Below are 21,625 nucleotides of genomic sequence, written 5' to 3'. Positions count from 1 at the left end.
AATATATGGAACAAATTCTATTGCGATACTTAAAATAATTAAACTAAGAATAATTAATTTAAATTTTTTATTTTTTTCCATCGGCATCTCCTATTTTTTATTTTTTATCTTTTTTCCTTTCTTTTCTCATTTCATCATTTTTACCCTCTCTTAAATAATAATCACACAAACTTAAATTAATATAATATCTCATTGTTAAAAATAAAAAAGAAAATATATAAGTATTAGCTCTTAAAATGGTTTGTGTATATCCTATTGAAAGAAGAAAATAAGATGGTATAATTAACAATATAGTTCTAACCTTTAAATCAAAAAATCTTTCTATAAATTCAAAACTTATATTTTCATTTCTCATTAGTACAGATATACTTTCTATTGAAAATAAAATATAAAATACATATATTATAAAACCTATAGTTAAATATCCAATTGTTAATAAAATACTAAGATTACCCTCATTTGTGAATAAAACAATTATTTTTAATATTATAGATAAAACAATTATTCTTATTACATATCTTCTACTAAGGAATGTCAAAAGTACTAAAGTAAGTTTCAGAGTAAAATTCATTGCTTTTAAAAATTTTTCAAAAGAAATCTTTATATCTTTTCCTAAATCTTTAAAACTAATTTTATAAGTTATAAATTCCTGAATTAAAAAAAGGAATAATACCACTGCTCCCATAAATATTCTACTTAAAATAGAAATTAAGAAATTACCTTGATTATCTATTTCATAAACAAAGTAATTAAAAACTTTGTATAATAAAAGAAAAAATATCCCTGGTACAACAATTGTAGAAAACATATTTATAAAATAATACTTTAAATTCTTACCTCTTAATGCTTTAGTTGTAGATAGGATTTCATCTCTATCTAATATAGTTTTTATTAAAATTAAAATTATAATTGCACCAAAAGCTCCTATTAAATAGGGAAATCTCATTGGACTTTCTAGAGGGAATAAATTAGAGTTTACAAATATCCCGTCGTCCATTTGATTTTCAAAGAATAAAAACCCTCTCTGTTTTAAAATATTAGTTACATACAAATATATTAAACTTATAAAAATAAGAACTCTTTTAGATACTGTTTTTGAAAAATGTTTGAATATATTAACTATGGAAATTTTGCTCTCTCCCTTATCTCCTAAAATTGTAAATATAGAAACTAAACACAATGTCTTTCCTACTACATAAATAATTAGACCAAAAATGTATAAGTATGTAAACATCATTAATTTAAACTTTTCTATTAATCTTATTTGATAATATCCTACTTTAACATAAAAAAACATATCATAAAATTTTCTTATACTTTCAACAAAGATATTCAAATATTCAAAACCTATCAAGATTAGAAATAAAATTAAAAATTTCTTTACTTTTTCTCCTTTTCTTTCTGGGATTTTAGAATTTTCTTCCCTATTTATTTTAAATAGTATAAAATAAATAGAAGAAATTATAAACATATTAAAAACTGTATTTAATATTACTACTAAATTTCTTCCAAAATTACTATACATAAATTCTATTAATTGTCTATTTACAAATAAATATATAAAAGTCAAAAAAGCTGTTGCTATTGATACTCTTAACTTATTATTTTTTATAAAATCAAAAACATTTTTCAGTAGTTTTTCCATTTATTCTCCTATTAATTGTATTCTTTTTCTAGTTCCCCATTGATATTATAAATCCGTGTAGTAAATTTATCACTTGTATAAGTTGAGATAGCCTCATTTTCTTTTCTAATTTTTCCATTTTCATAATAGTATATACTATTATCTACTGTCTTTTCTTTTTCCTCTTTTAAAACCTTTTCATACTTTAATTTTTGATTCTTATCATAAAATTTTTTATTAATCTCTTTATCATCGTGGTAGATACTTCTTATAAGCTTTCCATCTTCTGAATATTTTTCTATTTTATAACTTCTTTTTCTTGAAGATTTTATTATAGTTTCTGCCTCTCTAAAATTTATTTTTCCATTTTTATAATAACTTGTCTTAAAAAATTTTATACTCTCATTATTATCTTCAAATCTTTCCTCATAGAAAAGTTTTCCATCTTCTAAATATTTTTTTAAATTTTTAAGTTTTCTTACAACAGACTCCTCTCTGCTTTCATCAGCCATTTTTTTAACAGTTATTTTATAAATTTCTGGATAAGATTCACTTTCAAAAGTTAAAACTCCTTTTTTAGTAAAATATCTCTCTTTTTCTATTCCATTTTTTAGACTTTCTTTTTCATAAGCTATTTTTCCATTAGAATATTTTATTTTATAATTTTTATTCTCTTTTTCTTCTTTATACTTTTTATAATCTTTGTCTTGAAAAGAATCTTTTAAATCATTATTTACATATTTTTTCTCTGTTAGAATTTTTTCACTTTCATCATAAACTCTCTCTTCTTCATAAAGTTTATTATCATTTCCTTTTTTTGAAATTTTTTCATATTTTTTATTACCATTAGGAAAATATTTTACTTCTCTCTCCTCTATTCTTGGTAGTGAAAAGTCTTTTTCAAGTTTTTTTGTTTCTTCATTTACTGATAATATATTATCCTCTAATTTTTTATTTACCTCTTTACTAAATCCATTACCTACTTCAGAATAACTTTCTTTCTCTAAAATTCCATATCTATATTCTCTTTTATAATTTACAGTACCAGTCTCTTTTTCTTCTTCCTCAACCTCTTTATCCCAAGTTTTTTCTAGTATATCTTTAGATGGTTCCTCAAAAATATCATTTTCTTTATAAAAAACTCTAACAAATCCTTTCTCATTTGTTTGTTTTTGAACTCTGTAATCCTCTGAAACTTCAACTTTTATACCATCACTATCTAAATCCAATGTTGTTCTTGCTACACCATCTTTATATATTTTTTTTAATGAAAGTTTTCCATCTTCAAAAAAATTCTTTTCTAAATAAATTTCCCCCTCATCATACTTAGAAATACTTTTAATAACTCCACTGTTATAATACTCTCTTTTTTCTGTTATTATTCCCTCTCTATAATCTTCTTCTATAACCTTTTTATTAGTTTCTTTATCCGTGTATTCTATATATCCATTAAGAGGTTTTTTAGTCTCTTCATCATAGACTATCTCTGGCTTAGAAAAAGCTAAAATTGAAATTCCTAAAAAAATAATTCCTATTTTTTTTCTCATTTTCCCTCCTAGAATTTTCTTAAAGTTTCTTTTAATTTTTCCTCTTCTTCTTTTACTTTCTCTTCATTTTCATAGTACATACCATTTTGATCTATCAAGAAAATATTTCCTTTAAAACAAAAAGAATCATTATATAAATCTGAAACTTTATTTCTTGCTTTAACTTTTCCTGTTTCATCCAAAATCTCTTGCACTACTTTATCTTCATCCTTTTTTAAAGTTTCTTTGATTACTAATTTTCCATCTTCATCATAAACATCTGCAAAATAAGTTCTTATTTTATTTTCTTTTTTTGAATATAATTTTATAAAAAGTTTTTTATTTGAATGATATACTGCTCTTTCTAATTTTTTATTTTTTACATCCTCTATCTCTTCATAAAAAATATTACCATTAGAATATAATTTCTTTTGAATAGTTTCTGATAAACGATCCCCTTTAACTTCTTTTATCAATTTTCCATCTGGAGAATAAACTCTAAAATTATCCGCCCTACCGTTATTTATCATTTCATCTTTAAGATTACCTGATTCGTAATAATTTTTTTCTATCATCTCATTTTTATTTTTTTCTATTAATTTTATAAGTTTATTATTTGAATAATATTTTCTTTCACCTGTTTCATAGTTAATTTCACTAATAAGATTACCTGATTCATCATATTCTTTTGTTTCATAAAGTTCATATTTTTTTATTTTTTCAGTTTTTACAAGTTTATTATCCTTATTATAATATTTTACTATTCCATGTATTTCCCCATATCTTTGTGGAGTTTCAACTCTTCCATCTTCAGTTTCTTTTACAGTAACCTCTATTCCTTGTCCAAAATATCCTATTCTATCTTTATAATTTTTTTGATACTCATCATCCATCTTTATTATAGCCTTAATACCAAAAAATAAAAATATCCCCAAAATAATAAAAAACATAATTCTCTTTCCATTTAAACTTATCTTTTCTTGACTAATCTCTACTTTTTCTTTAAATTCTCTTTTTAGGCTTTCTATTAATTCTTCTTCTTTTGATAAAAGTCTTGAAAAAATTTCATATTTCTTTCCATTTTTTTCAAATATAACTATTTCTCTTTTTTTATTATTTTCTTTTATTTTTATCTTCTCAATATCATAATAAGAGATATTTTTAAATATTTTTATATTAATAGATTTTTCCTCTAAATTAATTTCAACTTTTAACCAAGTTATATATAAAATACATAAAATTACTACAATTAAAAACATTATCCAAGTAAAATACATCACTGGATTAAAAAGAAATTTTAAAAAACTATTTATATCTGACTCATAAAGAACTTCTTCATATTCATAATATTTAAAAAATATTCTTTCTCCAAAAACCACCAATATTATTAACATTTGATTAAACAATATTAATTTTTTAACTCCATACTTTTCTTTCATAAACTCTCCTTTTATCTTAATATATTATTATTTTTCGTATTATATTACTTTTATTTTTATTTTTCAAGTGTTTTTTATATAAAATATCTTCCCATTTACTATACTTACTTCTATTAATTTACACTTTTATTTTTAATAACCTCTATGAAATTTTATTTAGTTTAACTATTTCTTATACTTGAATCTATATTTTTATAATAATCTAAAAAAGTTTATAATTATCAAAATTATATTAGATTTATTATAAAAAACAGATTATAATTTTTTTATTCTAGTTTTATATTTCTAATCTAGAATACTCCTACTTCCTTATTAAAATTAATTTTTATTAACTTTTAAATAATTAATTTACTAATTTTTTATTTATATTTTTTATTAAATAATATAATTTTTTAATATCTTCTAATATTTTTATTTTTTCAAAATAAAAAGAGCTAGAAAACTACTATTTCTAGCAACTTTCTAACTCTTTATTTTTTATTAATTAAATACTATGCTTCCTCTTTATATCTTCTAATCATATCTAAAACTTCCATATCCGCATCAAGAGTTATTCTTACAACAGAATTTGGATTTGCCACAGTAGTTTCCTCTTCATGTCCATTTTTTCCTATCAATGTCATTTTTGGTAAAACTATTTTTCTTGGATCATACTTAGGAGTTACTACTTCTAACTCTTCACCACTTTCAAGTCTATTTCTTATAGCAAGAACATATTGATTATCTCCAATTTTTTCTATAACCTTTGCTACAAGTTGGTGAGTTTGGCTATATGAATTCCTATCATTATAGTTTTGAGCTTCTGCTCCAGGTCTTCCGTGATAGAATCCCTCTGTATATAATCTATGAGATGTTGACTCAAGCTCTTTTATCCATTTTTCTTCAAAAGAATAATTTCCAGCATAATATTTATCTATTGCTTCTCTATATGTTTTTACAACATTGGCAACATAATATATACCTTTCATTCTTCCTTCAATTTTTAATGAATCTACACCAGCAGCTAATATTTCATCTATCATTCTTATTGTACATAGATCTTTAGAACTGAAAATAAATGTTCCATGTTCATCTTCAAATACTGGCATATATTCTCCAGGTCTTTTTTCTTCCATTAAAGAGTATCTCCATCTACAAGATTGAGCACAATCTCCACGATTAGCATCTCTTCCTGTCATATAGTTACTTAGAAGACATCTTCCAGAGATAGACATACACATAGCTCCGTGAATAAATACCTCTATTTCAATATCTGGAACTTTTGCTTTTATCTCTTTTATATTTTCTAAAGAGATCTCTCTTGCAAGAACTACTCTTCTTGCTCCCATATCTCTCCAAGCTTTTACTGATACCCAGTTCGTATTACTTGCTTGTGTACTTACACTGATTGAAAGATTTGAGTTTTGTTTTACTATTTGGAATACTCCAAGATCAGCAACAATAACTCCGTCTACTTTTATCTCTTCTAAAAATTTTACATACTCAGGTAAGTCTTCTAACTCTTCATTATGAGGAATTACGTTTAAAGTTACATAAACTTTTTTCCCTAAACTATGAGCATAATTTACTGTTTTTATTAATTCTTCATCAGAAAAATTGTTACTTCCAGCTCTTAAATTGAAAGCCTTTCCTCCTAAAAATACTGCATCAGCACCATAGTGGAAAGCCATTTCCATTTTTTCTATATTTCCTGCTGGAGCTAATAATTCTACTTTTTTCATTATATCTCCTTCTATCTATTAAAACTTAATCTATCTTAGTAGTATAATCTCCAAACTTAGTGATCTCGTGGAAGAATCTAAGTTTAACTGTTCCTACCGGTCCATTTCTTTGTTTACCTATTATTACTTCTGTAATACCCTTTTCATCCGTATTTTCATTATAATAATCATCACGATACAAGAACACTACCATATCGGCATCTTGTTCTATTGCTCCTGACTCTCTTAAGTCTGAAAGCATTGGTCTTCTATCTGCTCTTTGTTCTGGAGCTCTGGAAAGCTGTGATAAAGCTATGATTGGTACATCAAGTTCTCTCGCTATTCCTTTTAATGCTCTTGAAATATCAGAGATTTCTTGCTGTCTGTTATCCCCTCTTCCAGTCCCTTTTATAAGTTGTAAATAGTCTATTATTATTGCATCAAGTCTTCCCATAGCTTTTAATTTTCTAGCTATTGATCTTATTTCTAAAACATTTACACTTGGGGTATCTGCTATATGAATTTTCGCCTCAGATAATTGTCCACAGGCAATACCTATTTTTCCCCACTCATCATCAGTTAAAAAACCGTTTCTTATTTTCTGTAATCCTATTCCTGATTGAATAGCTAAAAGTCTTTGTAATAGTTGAGCACTTGACATCTCTAAACTAAATAATAAGACTCCTTTTTCCTCTCTCGCTGCCATTGTGAGAGCTATATTTAAAGCAAAAGCTGTTTTTCCCATTGAAGGTCTAGCTGCTAATATTATTAAATCAGAAGGATGGAAACCACTTGTTTTTTCATCAAAGACAGTAAATCCAGATGAAATCCCTGTTGTTGCTCCCTTATTTCTTACTATAACTTCCAATCTTTTTAGCTCTTCAGTTATAGCCTCTCTTATATTTATAATATCTTTTGAATCTTTATTCTCTGCAATTTTAAATATAAGCCCCTCTGCTTTATCTAAAATAACATCAGCATCATCATAGCCATCATAGGCCATCTCTACAATTTTAGTTCCAGCCTCACCTAAACTTCTAAGAAGAGCTTTTTCTTTTATTATTTTGGCATAAAATAATAAATTGGCTGCTGTGGGTACACCTTTTATTATATCCATTAAAAGTGCATCTCCACCAATCTCTTCATATTTTCCCATTTTTTTTAATTTATCTATTATTAAAATTGGATCTATACTTTCTTGACTACTATAACATTGACTCATAGCTTCAAAAACATATCTATGAGCTACCTTATAAAAATCATCTCTACCAATAATTCCTATAACCTCTCCAAAAGAATCTGGCTTTAAGAATATTCCTCCCAGTACAGATTTTTCTGCTTCCATACTGCTTGGTACGGTTTTAAACTTTTCTATCTTTTCGTCCATTTCTACCCTTTTGTAACTACAGTTATCTCAGCTTTAACTTCTGGGTGTAACTTTAATACAGCTTTATGTTCTCCTAATGCTTTTATGCTACATTCTATTTTTTTTCTGTCAATTTTAACTGCGAATTTTTTTTCTAATTCAGCAGAAACTTCTTTGTTTGTTATAGCTCCAAATAATTTTCCATTTTCTCCAACTTTTACTTCAATAACTAATTTCTCTTTTTCTAATCTTTCTTTTAAAAGAATAGCTTTATTTTTTTCCTCTTCATTTCTTTTTTCATCTTTTTTCTTTTGATTTTCTATTCTTTTTAATTCTTCAGCAGTAGCTATTATCCCTTTATTATTTTTTAATATAAAGTTTTTTGCATAACCATCAGAAACAGATATTAAATCTCCTTTTCTTCCTTGTCCTGCTACATCTTGTGTTAAAATAACTTGTATTTTTGCCATTATTTTCTTCCTCCATTGTTAAGTTTTATCACATGTATTTTTATAAAATCAAAGCACTCTAATGCTCCTATAACAAATGCAAATCCTGAAAAATAAAATCCCAAAAGAAGTGCACCTATCTGACTTAGAGCAACATTATTTAGTTTGCTATTAATTAGTTTATGTATTAGTTTTACTCCATACATAGCATACGTCACCTTTATCATAGCTATCACATTAAGTGACATACCCTTTCCAAAATGTGCATACCTACTTATAAAAAATGCTACTATATATAGTATAATCCATTGGTATGATATTTTCCAATTTTTATATCTATCTTTTTTTAAAGAAAAATAAGTAAAATATCCCATTATTCCTGTATAAATATATAATAAAAATACCTCATATTTTTTCATATAAGCAAATATTATATTTACATCTCTTTCACTTATTCCATACTGATTTACATATATATCATTTATTTTAGTTTTTAATAAGTCCAAAGTACTTCCAGCATATCTTAAGAAAAATAGCAAAAGGACAGTTGAAACTAAAGCTGTAATTATAATTCTATCAAAAGTTTTTATCTTTATTTTTAAATTTTCAAAGAAATAATAAAACATTTCAAAAACTAAAAACAATGATACATAAAACATAAGGGTTAATTTACTAATAAATCCAATAAGTAAAAATAGAATTATATTTATTATTAAAATCTCTCTTTTATCAAATTTACTATTAGCTCTTATTTTATAAATTGGAAATACAAAACTTGTTAAAGGAAATAACATAGCTATATTAAATATTAAAAAAGATGTTATAACTGTTCTTATTATCCCAGCAATATTAATAACACTTTTATCTTTTATTATCATTAACTCCTACTCCCCTGAAAAATATGCAACTATATCCTGTGTCATATTTTCTTTTTTCTTTTCTACTATATTTCTATCTTTCTTAAATAAATAATGTAATTTTAATTTTGTATTAGTAACTTTTTGTACTATTTCTTGGAATGGTATATTATAGTAGTCTGTTTCCATCTGTTCCTTTGAAAATTCATTTTCTCTAAATCCTATATAAAGATTCTCTCCATCTATTTTCAAAGGGAAGGCATCAGATAAAAATGCTCTATATGTAGGCTTTTCATTCTTAGCTAATTTTAATATCTCATTCCATTTTCCTTTTACATCTTCAATTGTTATTGATGGTTCTTTAGCAATTACTTTATTTTCCTGTTCAGTATTTTTATTTTCGACTACAACCTCTTTATAAATAACCTCTTCTTTTAATTTTATTTGATTATTTAAAATATTATTTAATACAACATATCCAAGTAATCTTTTATCCTCTTCATATTTAAATTTATTTAGACTATCAAAGGTATCACCAATTATTTTTAGTCCTTTTTCTATCTCAATATTTCCCTTATAAGTTTCATCTTTTATAAATTTAGCAAAATCTTTAAAAAACTTTTCTATATCGACAGACTCTATCCAAAGATTTTCTAAAAATTCTACCCCTTTTTGTAAAGAGTTACCCTTTATTATATCATAAAAATTCTGTAAAAGATTTTTTGAAGTAATTCCTATTGTTTTACTTGCATCTTCCTCAGTTATTTCTTGTCCTAAATTTGATACTGCTACCCTCTCTAAAATAGAGATAGCATCTCTCATACTTCCACCAGAAGCCTCATAGATAACCTCTAAACTTCCATCATCTATTTTTATATTTTCTTTTTCACAAATATCCGAAAGTTTATTTTTTATCTCTTGGTAGCTTAAAGTTTTAAAATCATATCTTTGGCATCTTGATATTATAGTTGGTAAAATCTTATCCGGTTCAGTCGTTGCTAAAATAAAAATTACGTGCTCAGGTGGCTCTTCCAAAGTTTTTAAAAGAGCATTGAAAGCCTCTTTTGTTAGCATATGAACCTCATCTATAATATATATTTTTTTTCTTCCCTTTGAAGGTCTGTAATTTATTTTATCTTTTAATTCTCTTATCTCATCTATTCCTCTATTAGAAGCAGCATCTATCTCAATAAGATCAATAAAATTTCCTCTATCTATCTCTTTACAAGCTTCACACTCATTACAAGGAGTGCTACTTATTCCATTTTTTAAACAGTTTACACCCTTTGCTATAAGTCTTGCTGATGTAGTTTTTCCTACTCCTCTTGGACCATTAAAAAGATAAGCGTGAGCTAGTTTATTATTATCTAAAGAATTTTTTAAAGTTTTTATTATATCTGATTCTCCAGCTACCTCTTCAAAAGTTTTAGGTCTATATTTTCTATATAGTGTCATATGCATAATTTTTTCTCCCATTGAATAATTATTCTAATTCATAATTACCCATTTTTGTTCTTAAAGTATTTCTAGTTATTCCTAATATTTCAGCAGTTTCTACTCTCTTTCCACTTGTAATTTCTAAAACTTGTCTTATAAGTTCTTTCTCTACTTTGGAAATTACATTGGCATAATAAGCACCTTTTCCAGTGGCTTGAAAAGCAGAAATTTCTCCTTCAATCCAGTCAGCTAATATCCAATCTTGTATGTCGCCTTTTCTTTTAATTGGTCTATTTCCTAAAACATTATTTGGTAAATCCTCCACAAGAATTGAACTTCCTCTACATAAAGCTACTGCAGATTTTATAGCATTTTTTAATTCTGTTACGTTTCCTGGCCAATCATATCTCATTATCTTTTTAATTGCAGGCTTACTAACCCCTTTAACAGCTTTATTTAATTCTGAATTACATTCTGATAAATATTTATCAATAATAAAAGGAATATCATCTTTTCTTTCTCTTAAAGGTGGTATAGTTATCTCTAAAACTTTTAATTTATGATAAAGTTCCTCTATAAAAGTTCCATTGGCAATAGCCTCTTCTAAGTTTGCACTTGTTGTTGCTATTATTCTAATATCTGTTTTTATAGGGTCTGCTCCACCCATTCTAAAAAATTCTTTTTCTTGTAAAAGGTAAAGTATTTTAGATTGAATATCTAGATTTAAAAACTCTATGTTACCTAAATGTAAAGTTCCACCATTTGCTTTTTCTAAATCTCCCGCTTGAGAAAAGATAGCTCCTTCAAAAGCTCCTTTTTCATATCCAAATAATCTTCTCTCTAATAAAGAGTTTTGGAATGAAGTACAGTTAATACTGATAAATGGCTTTTTAGCTGAATCACTAAATTGATGAATTGAAGTAGCTACTGATTTTTTTCCAGTTCCTTTTTCTCCAACTATTAAAACTGGAACTCTACTTATAGCAACCTTTCCAATTTTTTTATATACTTCAACTATCTCTTTAGTTTGTCCTATTAATCTTTCACCAGTATTTTTATTTTTATCTACTCTTTCTGCCATAAGTTTGTGATCTTTTACAGATTTTTCAATAATTTTAACTATCTCTTCATTTTCCATTGGTTTTAAGATATAGTCATAAGCTCCTGCTTTTATACTTCCTGCTACAACTTTTAAATTAGAACTTTGTCCTAAAACTATTATAACAGCTTTTTTCTGAAATTCCTCTATTTTTTTTATGATATTGATTAAAGTCTCAACTGGAAGTTGCATCTCTTCTACTAAAACACACTCATATCTTCTTTCTTTTAAAGCTTCTATAAAGTCTGTTACATTTTCAACAACTTTAATTTCATTATCAATATTATTTTCTAATTTTTCTCTAAGATTGCTGTCTATCCTAAATCCTAATATATTCATCTAACTCTCCTTCTACTTTCTTTCCTAAACACCCTTTAATTTAAAAGAATAATCTAATATTACTTTTCCTTTTATTCTCAAGCCATGTTTACTTAAATATATTTTCCAAGTACGCCCTATATTTTCAATGGCTTTATTAATCTCTGGAACTCCACTTCCTTTAATTATTGTAAGGCTTAAAACTTCTCCTCTTTCATTTACATCAAGCTGAACTTTTACAGTTCCTTGTAATCCTTTAAGTTCTGCTTTTTCTGGATAAACAGGCTCTTTATTTGAAGAATCCCATCTAGCAATTATATCTCCATCTTCTAGTCCTAATTTGTAACCACTAGGAAGTCCTTCTACTCTTCCTTTATCAACTTTTATATTTTCAAAAGAAAGTGATTGATCAGAATTTATAGTTAAATTCTCATCTTCCTTATCCGACATTATTTTATCTATTATTTTAGAATCACTAAAAACTGATTTTTCTTTTTCTAATCCTGGTTTATCTTCTCTTTCATACTTAAGCTCTTTCTTATAAGACATTGCTGCGTCTTCTAGTTGGCTATTTTTCTTTAAAGCTTTTTCCTTGGATACTGTCATAACTTCAAAAGATGGTGCTTTTATAGATTTTGAAAGTTCTATTAAATCTAGATTTTTTTCTTTTTTAACTTCTACTTTTTTTTCTACCACTTTATCTGTTGTTGTATTCAAAGTTTCTTTCTTCTCTGCTTTTTTCTTAGCTGGAAGAGTTTTATTATTTTCTTTAGAATAAGTTTTTTCTTTTTCTAAAGCTACCAATCCAACTTTTAATTTTTTATTCCCTACATCTTCTGTTTTTAAATTGGGCAACAATATTATAAGGGCTATGTTAAGAGCTGAAGCTATAATAAACGAAATCAAATCATTTTTTTTAATTCCCATTTTCTTCAACTCCTATTTTTGAAATACTGTATCTATATCTAGTTGCTCTGCTCCTGCTTCTTTTGAAAGTGTCATTATCTCAACTATATAACCATAATCAAGAGTTTTATCTCCACTTATTACCACAGCTTTATTATCAGATTCTGACAATACTTTAGCAAGTTCTCTTTTTAAATTAACTTTTTTTACAGGAACTTTTTTATTTTCTTTTCCTTCTTGATATTTTATAAATATTTCTTTTGAATTTGTTAAACTAAGTTGAACCTCTTTAACAGTTTTTACCTCTCTTATTGTTGATTGTGGTAAATCTATTTTTATTCCTGTATCAATATCTTCAAAAGTTGTTGCTACCAAGAAAAATATTAATAGAAGGAAGACAATATCAATAAGAGGTGTCATTTCAAGAATAATATTCTGATTATTTCTTCTTTTATATCTTTCTATCTTCATAACTATCTCCTAAAGTAATTGATCACTTCTGTACTTGCTTTTTCCATATCATTTATAATATTATCTATTTTTTTATTATAATAATTATAAATTATCATAGCTGGTATAGCTACAAATAATCCTCCTGCTGTTGTAAATAATGCCTCTGATATTCCTTCAGCTAATACTGCTGCATCTCCTGTTCCGTGGATAGCAACTGCTTGGAAAGCTTTGATCATTCCTGTTACTGTTCCTAAAAGTCCAATAAGAGGAGTTACGTGAGCAACCATTGATAATATCCACATATTTTTCTCTAAACGAGTAATTTCAGATAAAGCTGATTCTCTAGCTTTTTCTTCTAATGTAGTAAGATTTGTTGTTTTTGTTTCAGCCCAAAGAGAAATAACTTCTTCAATAACTCTACCACTAGCTGATTTTGAATTTTCTAAAAATTTGATAGCTCCATCTACATCTTTATTTTCTAAACATTTTTGAAATCCATCTCTTATATCATCAAATTTATTTCTCTCTGATAAAAAGAAGTAAATCATTCTTTCTATAATAACAGTAGTCCCTAATATAGACATAACTGCTATAAAGTACATTAAAACTCCACCTTTTTCAATCCAGTACATATTTTTTTCCTCCCAATTAAATTATAAAGCTACTGCTATTCCTATTACTGCTAATACTCCTAATATAATTTTCCAAGGAGATGATTCTTTTTCAACTTCCCCTGATAATTCTTTTCTTAGTTTTTCATCTTCTCTAAGTAAATTTGCCTCTTTTTCCTCTTTTAATTTTTTATTAGATACATTAAGTCTAGTGGCATCTACTTTTTCTTGATCTAAAACTACATTTTCTTCTTTTATATCTCTTACTTCTAAGGTATCTTTATTTACTCCTGTTACCTCTTTACCTATTGTAACATTATTCTCTGGAGTTTTTGTTTCAGCAGAATAAATTCCTAAACTCATTGCTAGCATTAATAATAAAACTGTCTTTTTCATTTTTTCCTCCAATTAATTTTAGTTTTTTATTTCATTAGATGTTTCTATTGATTTATTTTCTTCTGTTTTTTTAAGTCCTTTAACTTGAGTGCTCTCATTATTTACTTTTGTTTCAGAACTTTTTTCTTTTGATTTTTCATTTAATTCAGCTTGTTTTTGAGCTTCTTTTTCTGCCTCAACATTTTTTATTTGATCTACTATCTCCTTATATTTTGAAGCTACATTTGGACTAATAGAATTCAAAACATCATAATATTTTAAAACTTCTGATTTCTTATCTTGTTGTAAGCTAATATATAATAATTTTTCAATTATAAATTCGTGGTAACCACTAGCTTTTGGATTTTCATCAATCTCTTTATATGCCTTTATAGCTTTGTCATAATCTTTTGTTTTTTCAAAAATCTCAGCTATCTTTATCTTTGAAGGAATTACATAATCACTTTGAGGATATAAAACAAAAACTTTTGTTAAAATAACAACTGCATCCTCATTTTTATTATCTCTAGAATATATATCTCCTATCATAAACAAAGCATAATCTTTATATGAACTAACATCTAATTTATCCAGTTCTTGATAATATTTTAAAGCCTCTTTATAGTTTTTATTTGAATACTCATCATCTGCTAAGTTTTTAAGAGCATAATCTTTGTATGTATTTGTTTCTAATAATATTTTTTCTGATTTTCTAGCCTCTTCTAACATATCATTATTTCTATAATAGATTGAACTATAATAAGCTTTTTTATATTTATCATTTAGTTTATCTATCCAAGTTTTTACCTCTTTTTTCTCATCAGTCATAAGAGAAATATCTATAATTTTTTCCAATGTTAAATCTTTTTCTTCATTAGTTTTTAATTTTGAATATAATTTTTTATATTCCTCTAAAGCTACATCCAATTTTCCATCTTCAACTAAGATCTTTCCTCTTATTATCATAAGATTTTTTATATAAGATGATTTTGGATAAACTTTTGCAAACTCCTCACTCTCTTTTAAAAAGTTCTCTCTGTTATTTAAATACAAATAACATTGTAGTTTCCAATAGTTTGCCCCCTCTCTATAATCCTTTTGATAATTTTTATTTTTTCCTATCTCTTCATATAAAGATAAAGCATTTTTATAGTCTTTTTCAGCAAAATATGTATCAGCTATTTGATATTTTGAGTAAGAATATCTTCCTTTATATCCTTGAAGAATTTCAAAATATTCTCTTGCTGTTTTAAAATCCTCCTGTCTATAATAAGTTATTCCTAAAATATCTACAATATCATCTTCTCTATAAGCTTTTTTATTTTTTATATACTCTTTTCCTTGAGAAATTACAGAATCATATTTTTCCCATAAGAAATTATTTTTAATTGTTGAATATTTAATTTTTTCGCTTAAATTAACTTCTACATTTTCTTTTTTATTAAGTCCATCGAAAAATTCATCAGCTTTTTTATAATTTCCTATTCCCATATAAGCAATACCTTTTAAATATTGGTTTTCATCATTTGGTTCTAGGGTATTTAAATATTCTATTACCTCTGTATATTTTTTCTCATTGACTAGAAGATCAACTAATTTATTAGTCACTTCTGTATTTTTATCTGTTTTCAAAAATTCCTTATATGTATTTTCAGCTTTTAAAAGTTTATTATTTTTATAATAAAACTCCCCTAAAAGTACATATATATCTTTTTTATAAACCTTATCTTGAGGGAAACTTTCCTTATACTTAGCTAAAATTTCCTCCATAATTTTTTCATCATCTAGTTTTTTTCCTATAACCATCATTCTATAAAGATTTTCTATCTCAGGATAATCTTTATAAATCTCAGTATAGTAGTCATAGGCTTTTTTATAATATCCAAGTTCATAAGCTGAATTAGCAAACACTATTCTGACATCATTATATTTTTTACTATCCATCGTATAATTTTCTAATTTAGATTCAAACTCTAAAGCTTTTACATAATTTTTCAATTCATAATATGACAGTATTTTATAATAATTTGCATCTTTTATAAATTTTTCATCATTTATTTTACTAAGTTCTGTCAATGCTCTTTCAAAATTATTTTCTTTAAAATATGAATAAGCATAAACATATTGTGTCTGTTGATCCTTATTCTGTATCTTATCAAAATAATCAATAGCTCTTGTATATTCTCCCTTAGTCACAAAAAAGTTCCCAAAAACTTTTGAGGCTTTGACTATATCATTCTTATTAGTTAGTTGAGAGTACAATCTAATAGCCTTTGGAGCTTCGCTTCTATTTAAATATATCTCTATAAGAACCAGTCTTCCCTTTAAACTATATGAATCTGTTGGAAAATTTTTAAGTCCTGTTTCTAAATAATCAATAGCTTTATTTATATCATTTAATCTGTAATTTAAAACTCCATAAAGATAAGTTACTAGTGGTAAATCTTTATCCTGCCCTTCCATATTATTATAAATATTAACAGAATTTAAAGCATTTTTATACTGTCCTAAATTTAAAAGAACAAGTGATTGATAAAGATAACTATTTTTTAAATTTTTTCCATTAAGTGAAATAGCTTCATTGAAATGACTTAAAGCTTCCTCATTTCTCCCATTGTTCAAAAGTATTATTCCACTTTCATAATCAGTCATCTCATTCATTTCTTTATTTTGTTGGAGTATCTTTTTATAATAACTAGCTTTTGTACTATCTTTTTCTAAAAGACTTATCCTATAAAAATATGAATACGCCTCATCTTTTTCTGATTTTTTTAATTTATAATTTGTTATATATTTATCAAAATAAATTTTTGCATCTCCATAATTTCCATTAAGATAGCTTATTACTCCTATTCTCTTACATAAATCTTTATTATATTTTGAATCTGGGTAAATAGTTAAGAATTTTTTAGATTCTTGTATAGCCATTTCATATCTTTCTTGTCTGTACAATTCATTAAGAAAAGTTATATCATCTTTCATTCCACCATAAGTCAAACTACTTATAAATAAAGAAAATATTAATAATTTTGTATTTCTTTTCAAATGTTTCACTCTCCTTTATTTAATATAAGATTTAAAATCTTTTCAATCTCTTTAATATCCACATCTGTATTCACACAAGGAGAATTTTTTATTATATTAAAAACTCCATATACATTCATTGGATACATATCAAAAATCCCAGACACCAAATCTCTTTTACAAGCTACTGCTATTATAAAATCTGGCTTTTCTTCTTTTAAATACATCCTTGCTAAAGTTCCTCCAGTGGCAACCTTCACAGATATATTATACTTTTCTTTCAACTCTAAAATATCTCCAATTCTACATTTTCCACATCTTTTACAATTTTCTATATTTGATGTTATTTTAAAAACACAATCATAATCTTGAATACAATGTGGTAATAAAATGGAGATTCTTTTTGGTATTTTCCCTTTAAGTCTATTTAAAACTTTTTTGTTATTGTATTTTACTAATTTATAAGAATATTCATTAAAAGCTTTTTGATCATTTAATAATTTTTCTTTAAAAAAATAACATATAAAGTAATAATTATAAACAAATTTAGTCATAATATTTTTAAAAAATTTGAACATAAATTTACCCCAGGTAGAACTTTTTTTATACAATAAATTATATCACACTTTCATTTCTATTTCAATTTGTTGTTCATTTTTTTTACCAAAAAAGGAGAGTTTTTATTCTCTCCTTTGTTTTTTTATATCTAGTCTTTTAAAGCAAGTGGCATAACCGTGTATATATATTCACCATTTCCCTCTTCTGTTATTTTTACAGAACTGTTCGCCTCTTTTAATTCTATGATTATATTTTTCTCATTATCTAAGTTTTGAATGAAATCAAGTAAGAATTTTACATTTAAAGATATTCTTAATGGTTCTCCCTCATAATCAATAGGAAAATCTTCTGCTACTTTAGCAACACTACTAACTCCACTTATTAAAAGTCTTTTATCTGAAAATTCTAACAGAGCTCCATTCTTTGCATCAGCATTATTTTTAACAAATATCTGAACTCTTTTTAAAATTTTTGAAAACTCTTCATTTTTTATTATAAATTTTTTATTATAAGTTGCTCCTTGTAATATTCCTTTATAGTTCGGAAATACTAATTCTATTATTCTACAAATAATTTCTGTTTCATCACTTATAAAATAGATATAGTTTTTATTATATAATAACTTAATATTATTCATATTTTCTACTTTTAAAAGTTTTGTAATAGCTTCAACTGAATTTAATGGGATACTTATTTCTAATTCACATTCACTATCTATTTTTTCTTCTAAATAAGTCATACGATAAGTATCTGTTGTGATAAATCTTGCTACTTTATCACTTGCCTCAATTCTTATACAATTCATTGCCAAATTTTCATTTCCAGTTGCTGCTGAATATTTTACTTTTTCAAAGGCTTTTAGAAGTCTTTCACCTTCTATATTAAACCACTCTTCAGCCTCATTATATGAATAATCCATCTTAGGATATTCCTCTGCATTCATAATAGAAAATTCTGTTGAAGAATCTTCAGTCTCTATTACAAGACCATTTCCTTGCACTTTTAATGATAATTCACTTTCTGATAACTCTTTAACATATTCATCTATTAATTGTGGTTGAAATGCTACAACCCCTTCTTCTAATACTGTAGCTCCTGATGTTGAAATCATAGTTATCTCTAAGTTAGTTCCATAAAAAGTTAATTTATTCTCACTAGCCTTTAAGTATACACAACTTATTATTGGCTTAACTTTATTTTCTGAAATAGCTTTCTCAACTATTCTTAACTTTTTTAAAAATTCTAACCTATTTATCTTTACAAACATTCTTCCTCCCAATTTCTACATAAAAAGATTATTGTATAGATCTTTCCTATATTTTTTTCTTAATTTTTCTAAAGTTTTTTTCTCTAATTGTCTCACTCTTTCCCTGGTAATACTAAAAGTCTCCCCTATTTCTTCAAGAGTGTGAATATCATATCCATCAAGTCCATATCTTCTTTTAAGTATCTCTCTCTCCCTTGATGTCAATTCATTTACCATTTTTTTTACTTTTTCTCTACCCATCTTATTTATAAAATCTCTTTCTATATCTGTATCATCTTGGATAATCAAAGTATCTTCAAGACAGATGTTTTCTCCAATCTCCTCATTCAAAGACATAATCTCCTGAAAATCCACATTGGCTTCCTCAACAAGTTTCAATTTTATATTTAATCTTTTTGCAACCTCTTCATTAGTTGGATACTCACCTGTTTTTAACATTTCATCTAAAACAAATTTATTAATTTTATTATAAATATCATATTTATAAGATGGTATTCTTATTTCTCTTCCTTTATTTATAAGAGCTTTTGTAATGGATTGCTTTATCCACCAAACTGCATAAGTTGAAAATCTATATCCTTTTGAAATATCATATTTTTCAACAGCATGGATAAGCCCAAAGTTTCCCTCGCTAATCAAATCTATAAAAGACATTTTTTTATTTAGATAATTTTTTGCCACACTAACAACAAGACGAAGATTAGAAACAATAACTTTATTTTTTGCTTCTGCATCTCCCTCTTTTACCTTTAAAAGTAAAGCTTCCTCTTCCTCTTTTGATAAAATCTTATACTTTTTTATATCATTTAGATAAATAGCTACTAGATCCTTCTCTTCCATTAGTATCACCCCAAACTAAAATTCTTCTTTTAATTCACGTGTCATTAATTCCTCTACCATCTCAGTAGCTTTTTTATCTTCATATACTATTTTATAGATCGCTTCTGTTATTGGCATTGGAACTTCTAATTCTTTTGCTTTTTTATAAACAGCTTTCACTGTTGGAACTCCCTCAGCTACCATTTTCATTCCATCTAAAATATCAGCTAATTTTTCACCTTTTCCTAATTTTTCACCAACATATCTATTTCTACTATGTTTACTTGCACAAGTAACTATTAAGTCACCTATCCCTGCAAGTCCATTAAAAGTTTCTGGATTAGCTCCACACTTTTCACCAAATCTTATCATCTCTTTAATTCCACGAGTTATAAGAGCTGCCTTTGTATTATCTCCAAATCCCATACCATCTGCAATCCCTGCACCTAAAGCTAAACAGTTTTTTACTGCTCCTCCAAGTTCTACTCCAACCATATCTTCGTTTACATAAACTCTGAAAGTTTTTGAGTTAAATACTTCTTGAATTTTTTTTGCATTTTCATATTTTCCAGCTGCAACTATTGTAGTAGGTAATTCCAAAGCTACTTCCTCGGCATGAGTTGGCCCTGAAAGTACAACTATATTATTATGATATTTTCCAAAAATCTCATCTTTGATCACTTCAGATAATCTCATTCCTGTTGCTATTTCAAGCCCTTTTCCAGTATTTACTATAAGTAAATCACTTCTTAATTGATTTGAAAATTGTGCAACTACTCCTCTTAATACTTGAGAAGGAATTGAGAAAATTACAACCTTAGCATCTTTTAACAAATTTTCTTTTTCATTTGTTATATGTAAATTATCTGGAAATTTAATTCCTGGTAAAAGTTCATTCTCTCTTGTTTTTTCTAATTTTTCTGCTAACTCTTTATTGTATTCCCACATAACAACTTCATAGGAATTTTTTCTTGCCAAAGTTAAAGCTAATGCTGTTCCCCAACTTCCTGATCCTATTACTACTATTTTTTCCATAAAATCATTAGACAACTTCAAAAAGTCATCTCCCTCCTATTTTATTTTTTGAATACTATCTTTGATTCTGTTCCATTTAATAATCTTGAAATATTTGTTTTATGTTTATATATTACAAACAATCCTATTAAAACACTTAGAATTGATAGTGTTAATTTATCTACTCCATCTTTTGCTGGGAATATAAGTACCATCACTGGCAAAATAATCGCTGCTGTTATAGATGAGAGTGAAACATATCTCGTTGCAAGTACAACTATTAAAAATCCTAAAGTTGCAATTCCTATCGCTTTTGGAGCTAAGAACAAAAATACTCCAAGACTTGTCGCTACACCTTTTCCACCTTTAAAACCTAAAAAGCAAGAAAAAGAGTGACCAAGAATTGCTATTAATCCAATAACAACTATATATTGGCTAGAAACTTCCATTTTACTAGCTATCAAAAGTGGTAAGTATCCTTTTAAAGCATCTATTACCAAGGTCATAATCCCGTAAACTGCTCCTAAATTTCTATAAGCATTAGTCGCTCCCGAATTTTTACTTCCTACTGTTCTTATATCTATACCTTTAAAAGTCTTTCCTATCCATACACCACTTGGAATTGAACCAGCAAAATATGCAAGAAATGATAATAGTATATATTTCATCATATCTTTCTCCTTTTTATTTTATTTTTTCTATTATAACATATTTAAATCTTTTTTTAAATGATTAATGTATAAATTTTATTACATAAGTTATTATTATCTTTATTTTTATACT

The 21,625-nt window shown here is 26.0% G+C and carries 19 protein-coding genes; all 19 read right to left on the bottom strand.

Annotated features, from left to right (window positions below):
* Positions 1-97: 97 nt before the first annotated feature.
* Positions 98-1,645 carry a hypothetical protein gene (locus Q1J48_RS07200; RefSeq protein WP_300362277.1) on the bottom strand — a complete coding sequence of 516 codons (1,548 nt, stop codon included), beginning with the start codon at positions 1,643-1,645 and terminating at the stop codon, positions 98-100.
* Between the two features lie 11 nt (positions 1,646-1,656).
* On the bottom strand, positions 1,657-3,171 hold the full coding sequence (locus tag Q1J48_RS07195) for a hypothetical protein (RefSeq protein ID WP_300362274.1): 1,515 nt from the start codon (positions 3,169-3,171) through the stop codon (positions 1,657-1,659).
* A gap of 8 nt (positions 3,172-3,179) precedes the next feature.
* Entirely contained in the window at positions 3,180-4,589 is a 1,410-nt protein-coding gene (locus Q1J48_RS07190) for a toxin-antitoxin system YwqK family antitoxin (protein ID WP_300362272.1), read from the bottom strand.
* Positions 4,590-5,080: 491 nt separating this feature from the next.
* The gene (locus Q1J48_RS07185; protein WP_300362269.1) at positions 5,081-6,310 is read right to left on the bottom strand and encodes a peptidase U32 family protein; all 1,230 of its coding nucleotides are present in this window, start codon (positions 6,308-6,310) and stop codon (positions 5,081-5,083) included.
* A gap of 25 nt (positions 6,311-6,335) precedes the next feature.
* A complete protein-coding gene (gene dnaB / locus Q1J48_RS07180; protein ID WP_300362266.1) occupies positions 6,336-7,676 on the bottom strand; it encodes a replicative DNA helicase in 1,341 nt (446 codons plus the stop codon).
* Positions 7,677-7,678: 2 nt separating this feature from the next.
* Positions 7,679-8,125, bottom strand: coding sequence for a 50S ribosomal protein L9 (gene rplI / locus Q1J48_RS07175; RefSeq protein WP_300330929.1), 447 nt, complete (start codon positions 8,123-8,125; stop codon positions 7,679-7,681).
* Positions 8,125-8,982 carry a hypothetical protein gene (locus Q1J48_RS07170; RefSeq protein WP_300362264.1) on the bottom strand — a complete coding sequence of 286 codons (858 nt, stop codon included), beginning with the start codon at positions 8,980-8,982 and terminating at the stop codon, positions 8,125-8,127. Before Q1J48_RS07170 ends, rplI begins: the two co-directional genes overlap by 1 nt.
* 6 nt (positions 8,983-8,988) lie before the next feature.
* Positions 8,989-10,422 carry a DNA polymerase III subunit gamma/tau gene (gene dnaX, locus Q1J48_RS07165; RefSeq protein ID WP_300362261.1) on the bottom strand — a complete coding sequence of 478 codons (1,434 nt, stop codon included), beginning with the start codon at positions 10,420-10,422 and terminating at the stop codon, positions 8,989-8,991.
* A gap of 22 nt (positions 10,423-10,444) precedes the next feature.
* Positions 10,445-11,836, bottom strand: a complete 1,392-nt coding sequence (locus tag Q1J48_RS07160) for a sigma-54-dependent transcriptional regulator (protein WP_300330938.1) — start codon at positions 11,834-11,836, stop codon at positions 10,445-10,447.
* A 24-nt stretch (positions 11,837-11,860) separates the two neighbouring features.
* Positions 11,861-12,742, bottom strand: a complete 882-nt coding sequence (locus Q1J48_RS07155; RefSeq protein ID WP_300330941.1) for an energy transducer TonB — start codon at positions 12,740-12,742, stop codon at positions 11,861-11,863.
* A gap of 12 nt (positions 12,743-12,754) precedes the next feature.
* On the bottom strand, positions 12,755-13,192 hold the full coding sequence (locus Q1J48_RS07150) for an ExbD/TolR family protein (protein ID WP_300330946.1): 438 nt from the start codon (positions 13,190-13,192) through the stop codon (positions 12,755-12,757).
* 2 nt (positions 13,193-13,194) lie between these two features.
* Positions 13,195-13,806, bottom strand: coding sequence for a MotA/TolQ/ExbB proton channel family protein (locus Q1J48_RS07145; protein WP_300330949.1), 612 nt, complete (start codon positions 13,804-13,806; stop codon positions 13,195-13,197).
* A 21-nt stretch (positions 13,807-13,827) separates the two neighbouring features.
* Positions 13,828-14,181 (bottom strand): hypothetical protein, encoded by a 354-nt coding sequence (locus Q1J48_RS07140; RefSeq protein WP_300330952.1) that lies wholly within the window; start codon positions 14,179-14,181, stop codon positions 13,828-13,830.
* An 18-nt stretch (positions 14,182-14,199) separates the two neighbouring features.
* A complete protein-coding gene (locus Q1J48_RS07135; RefSeq protein WP_300362259.1) occupies positions 14,200-17,205 on the bottom strand; it encodes a tetratricopeptide repeat protein in 3,006 nt (1,001 codons plus the stop codon).
* 5 nt (positions 17,206-17,210) lie between these two features.
* Positions 17,211-17,762, bottom strand: coding sequence for a DUF116 domain-containing protein (locus Q1J48_RS07130; protein ID WP_300330957.1), 552 nt, complete (start codon positions 17,760-17,762; stop codon positions 17,211-17,213).
* Positions 17,763-17,890: 128 nt separating this feature from the next.
* On the bottom strand, positions 17,891-19,009 hold the full coding sequence (dnaN, locus tag Q1J48_RS07125; RefSeq protein WP_300330960.1) for a DNA polymerase III subunit beta: 1,119 nt from the start codon (positions 19,007-19,009) through the stop codon (positions 17,891-17,893).
* Positions 19,010-19,024: 15 nt separating this feature from the next.
* The gene (locus Q1J48_RS07120; RefSeq protein ID WP_300362257.1) at positions 19,025-19,849 is read right to left on the bottom strand and encodes a sigma-70 family RNA polymerase sigma factor; all 825 of its coding nucleotides are present in this window, start codon (positions 19,847-19,849) and stop codon (positions 19,025-19,027) included.
* 15 nt (positions 19,850-19,864) lie between these two features.
* The gene (locus tag Q1J48_RS07115; protein ID WP_300345214.1) at positions 19,865-20,863 is read right to left on the bottom strand and encodes an NAD(P)H-dependent glycerol-3-phosphate dehydrogenase; all 999 of its coding nucleotides are present in this window, start codon (positions 20,861-20,863) and stop codon (positions 19,865-19,867) included.
* A 41-nt stretch (positions 20,864-20,904) separates the two neighbouring features.
* A complete protein-coding gene (gene plsY, locus Q1J48_RS07110; protein ID WP_300330966.1) occupies positions 20,905-21,510 on the bottom strand; it encodes a glycerol-3-phosphate 1-O-acyltransferase PlsY in 606 nt (201 codons plus the stop codon).
* Positions 21,511-21,625 lie beyond the last annotated feature (115 nt).

Origin of the sequence: Fusobacterium sp., assembly GCF_029258315.1 — a bacterium.
Lineage (GTDB): Bacteria > Fusobacteriota > Fusobacteriia > Fusobacteriales > Fusobacteriaceae > Fusobacterium_B.
The sequence above is the reverse complement of the archived record's forward strand: the minus strand, read 5'-3'. Positions and strand labels throughout refer to the sequence as shown.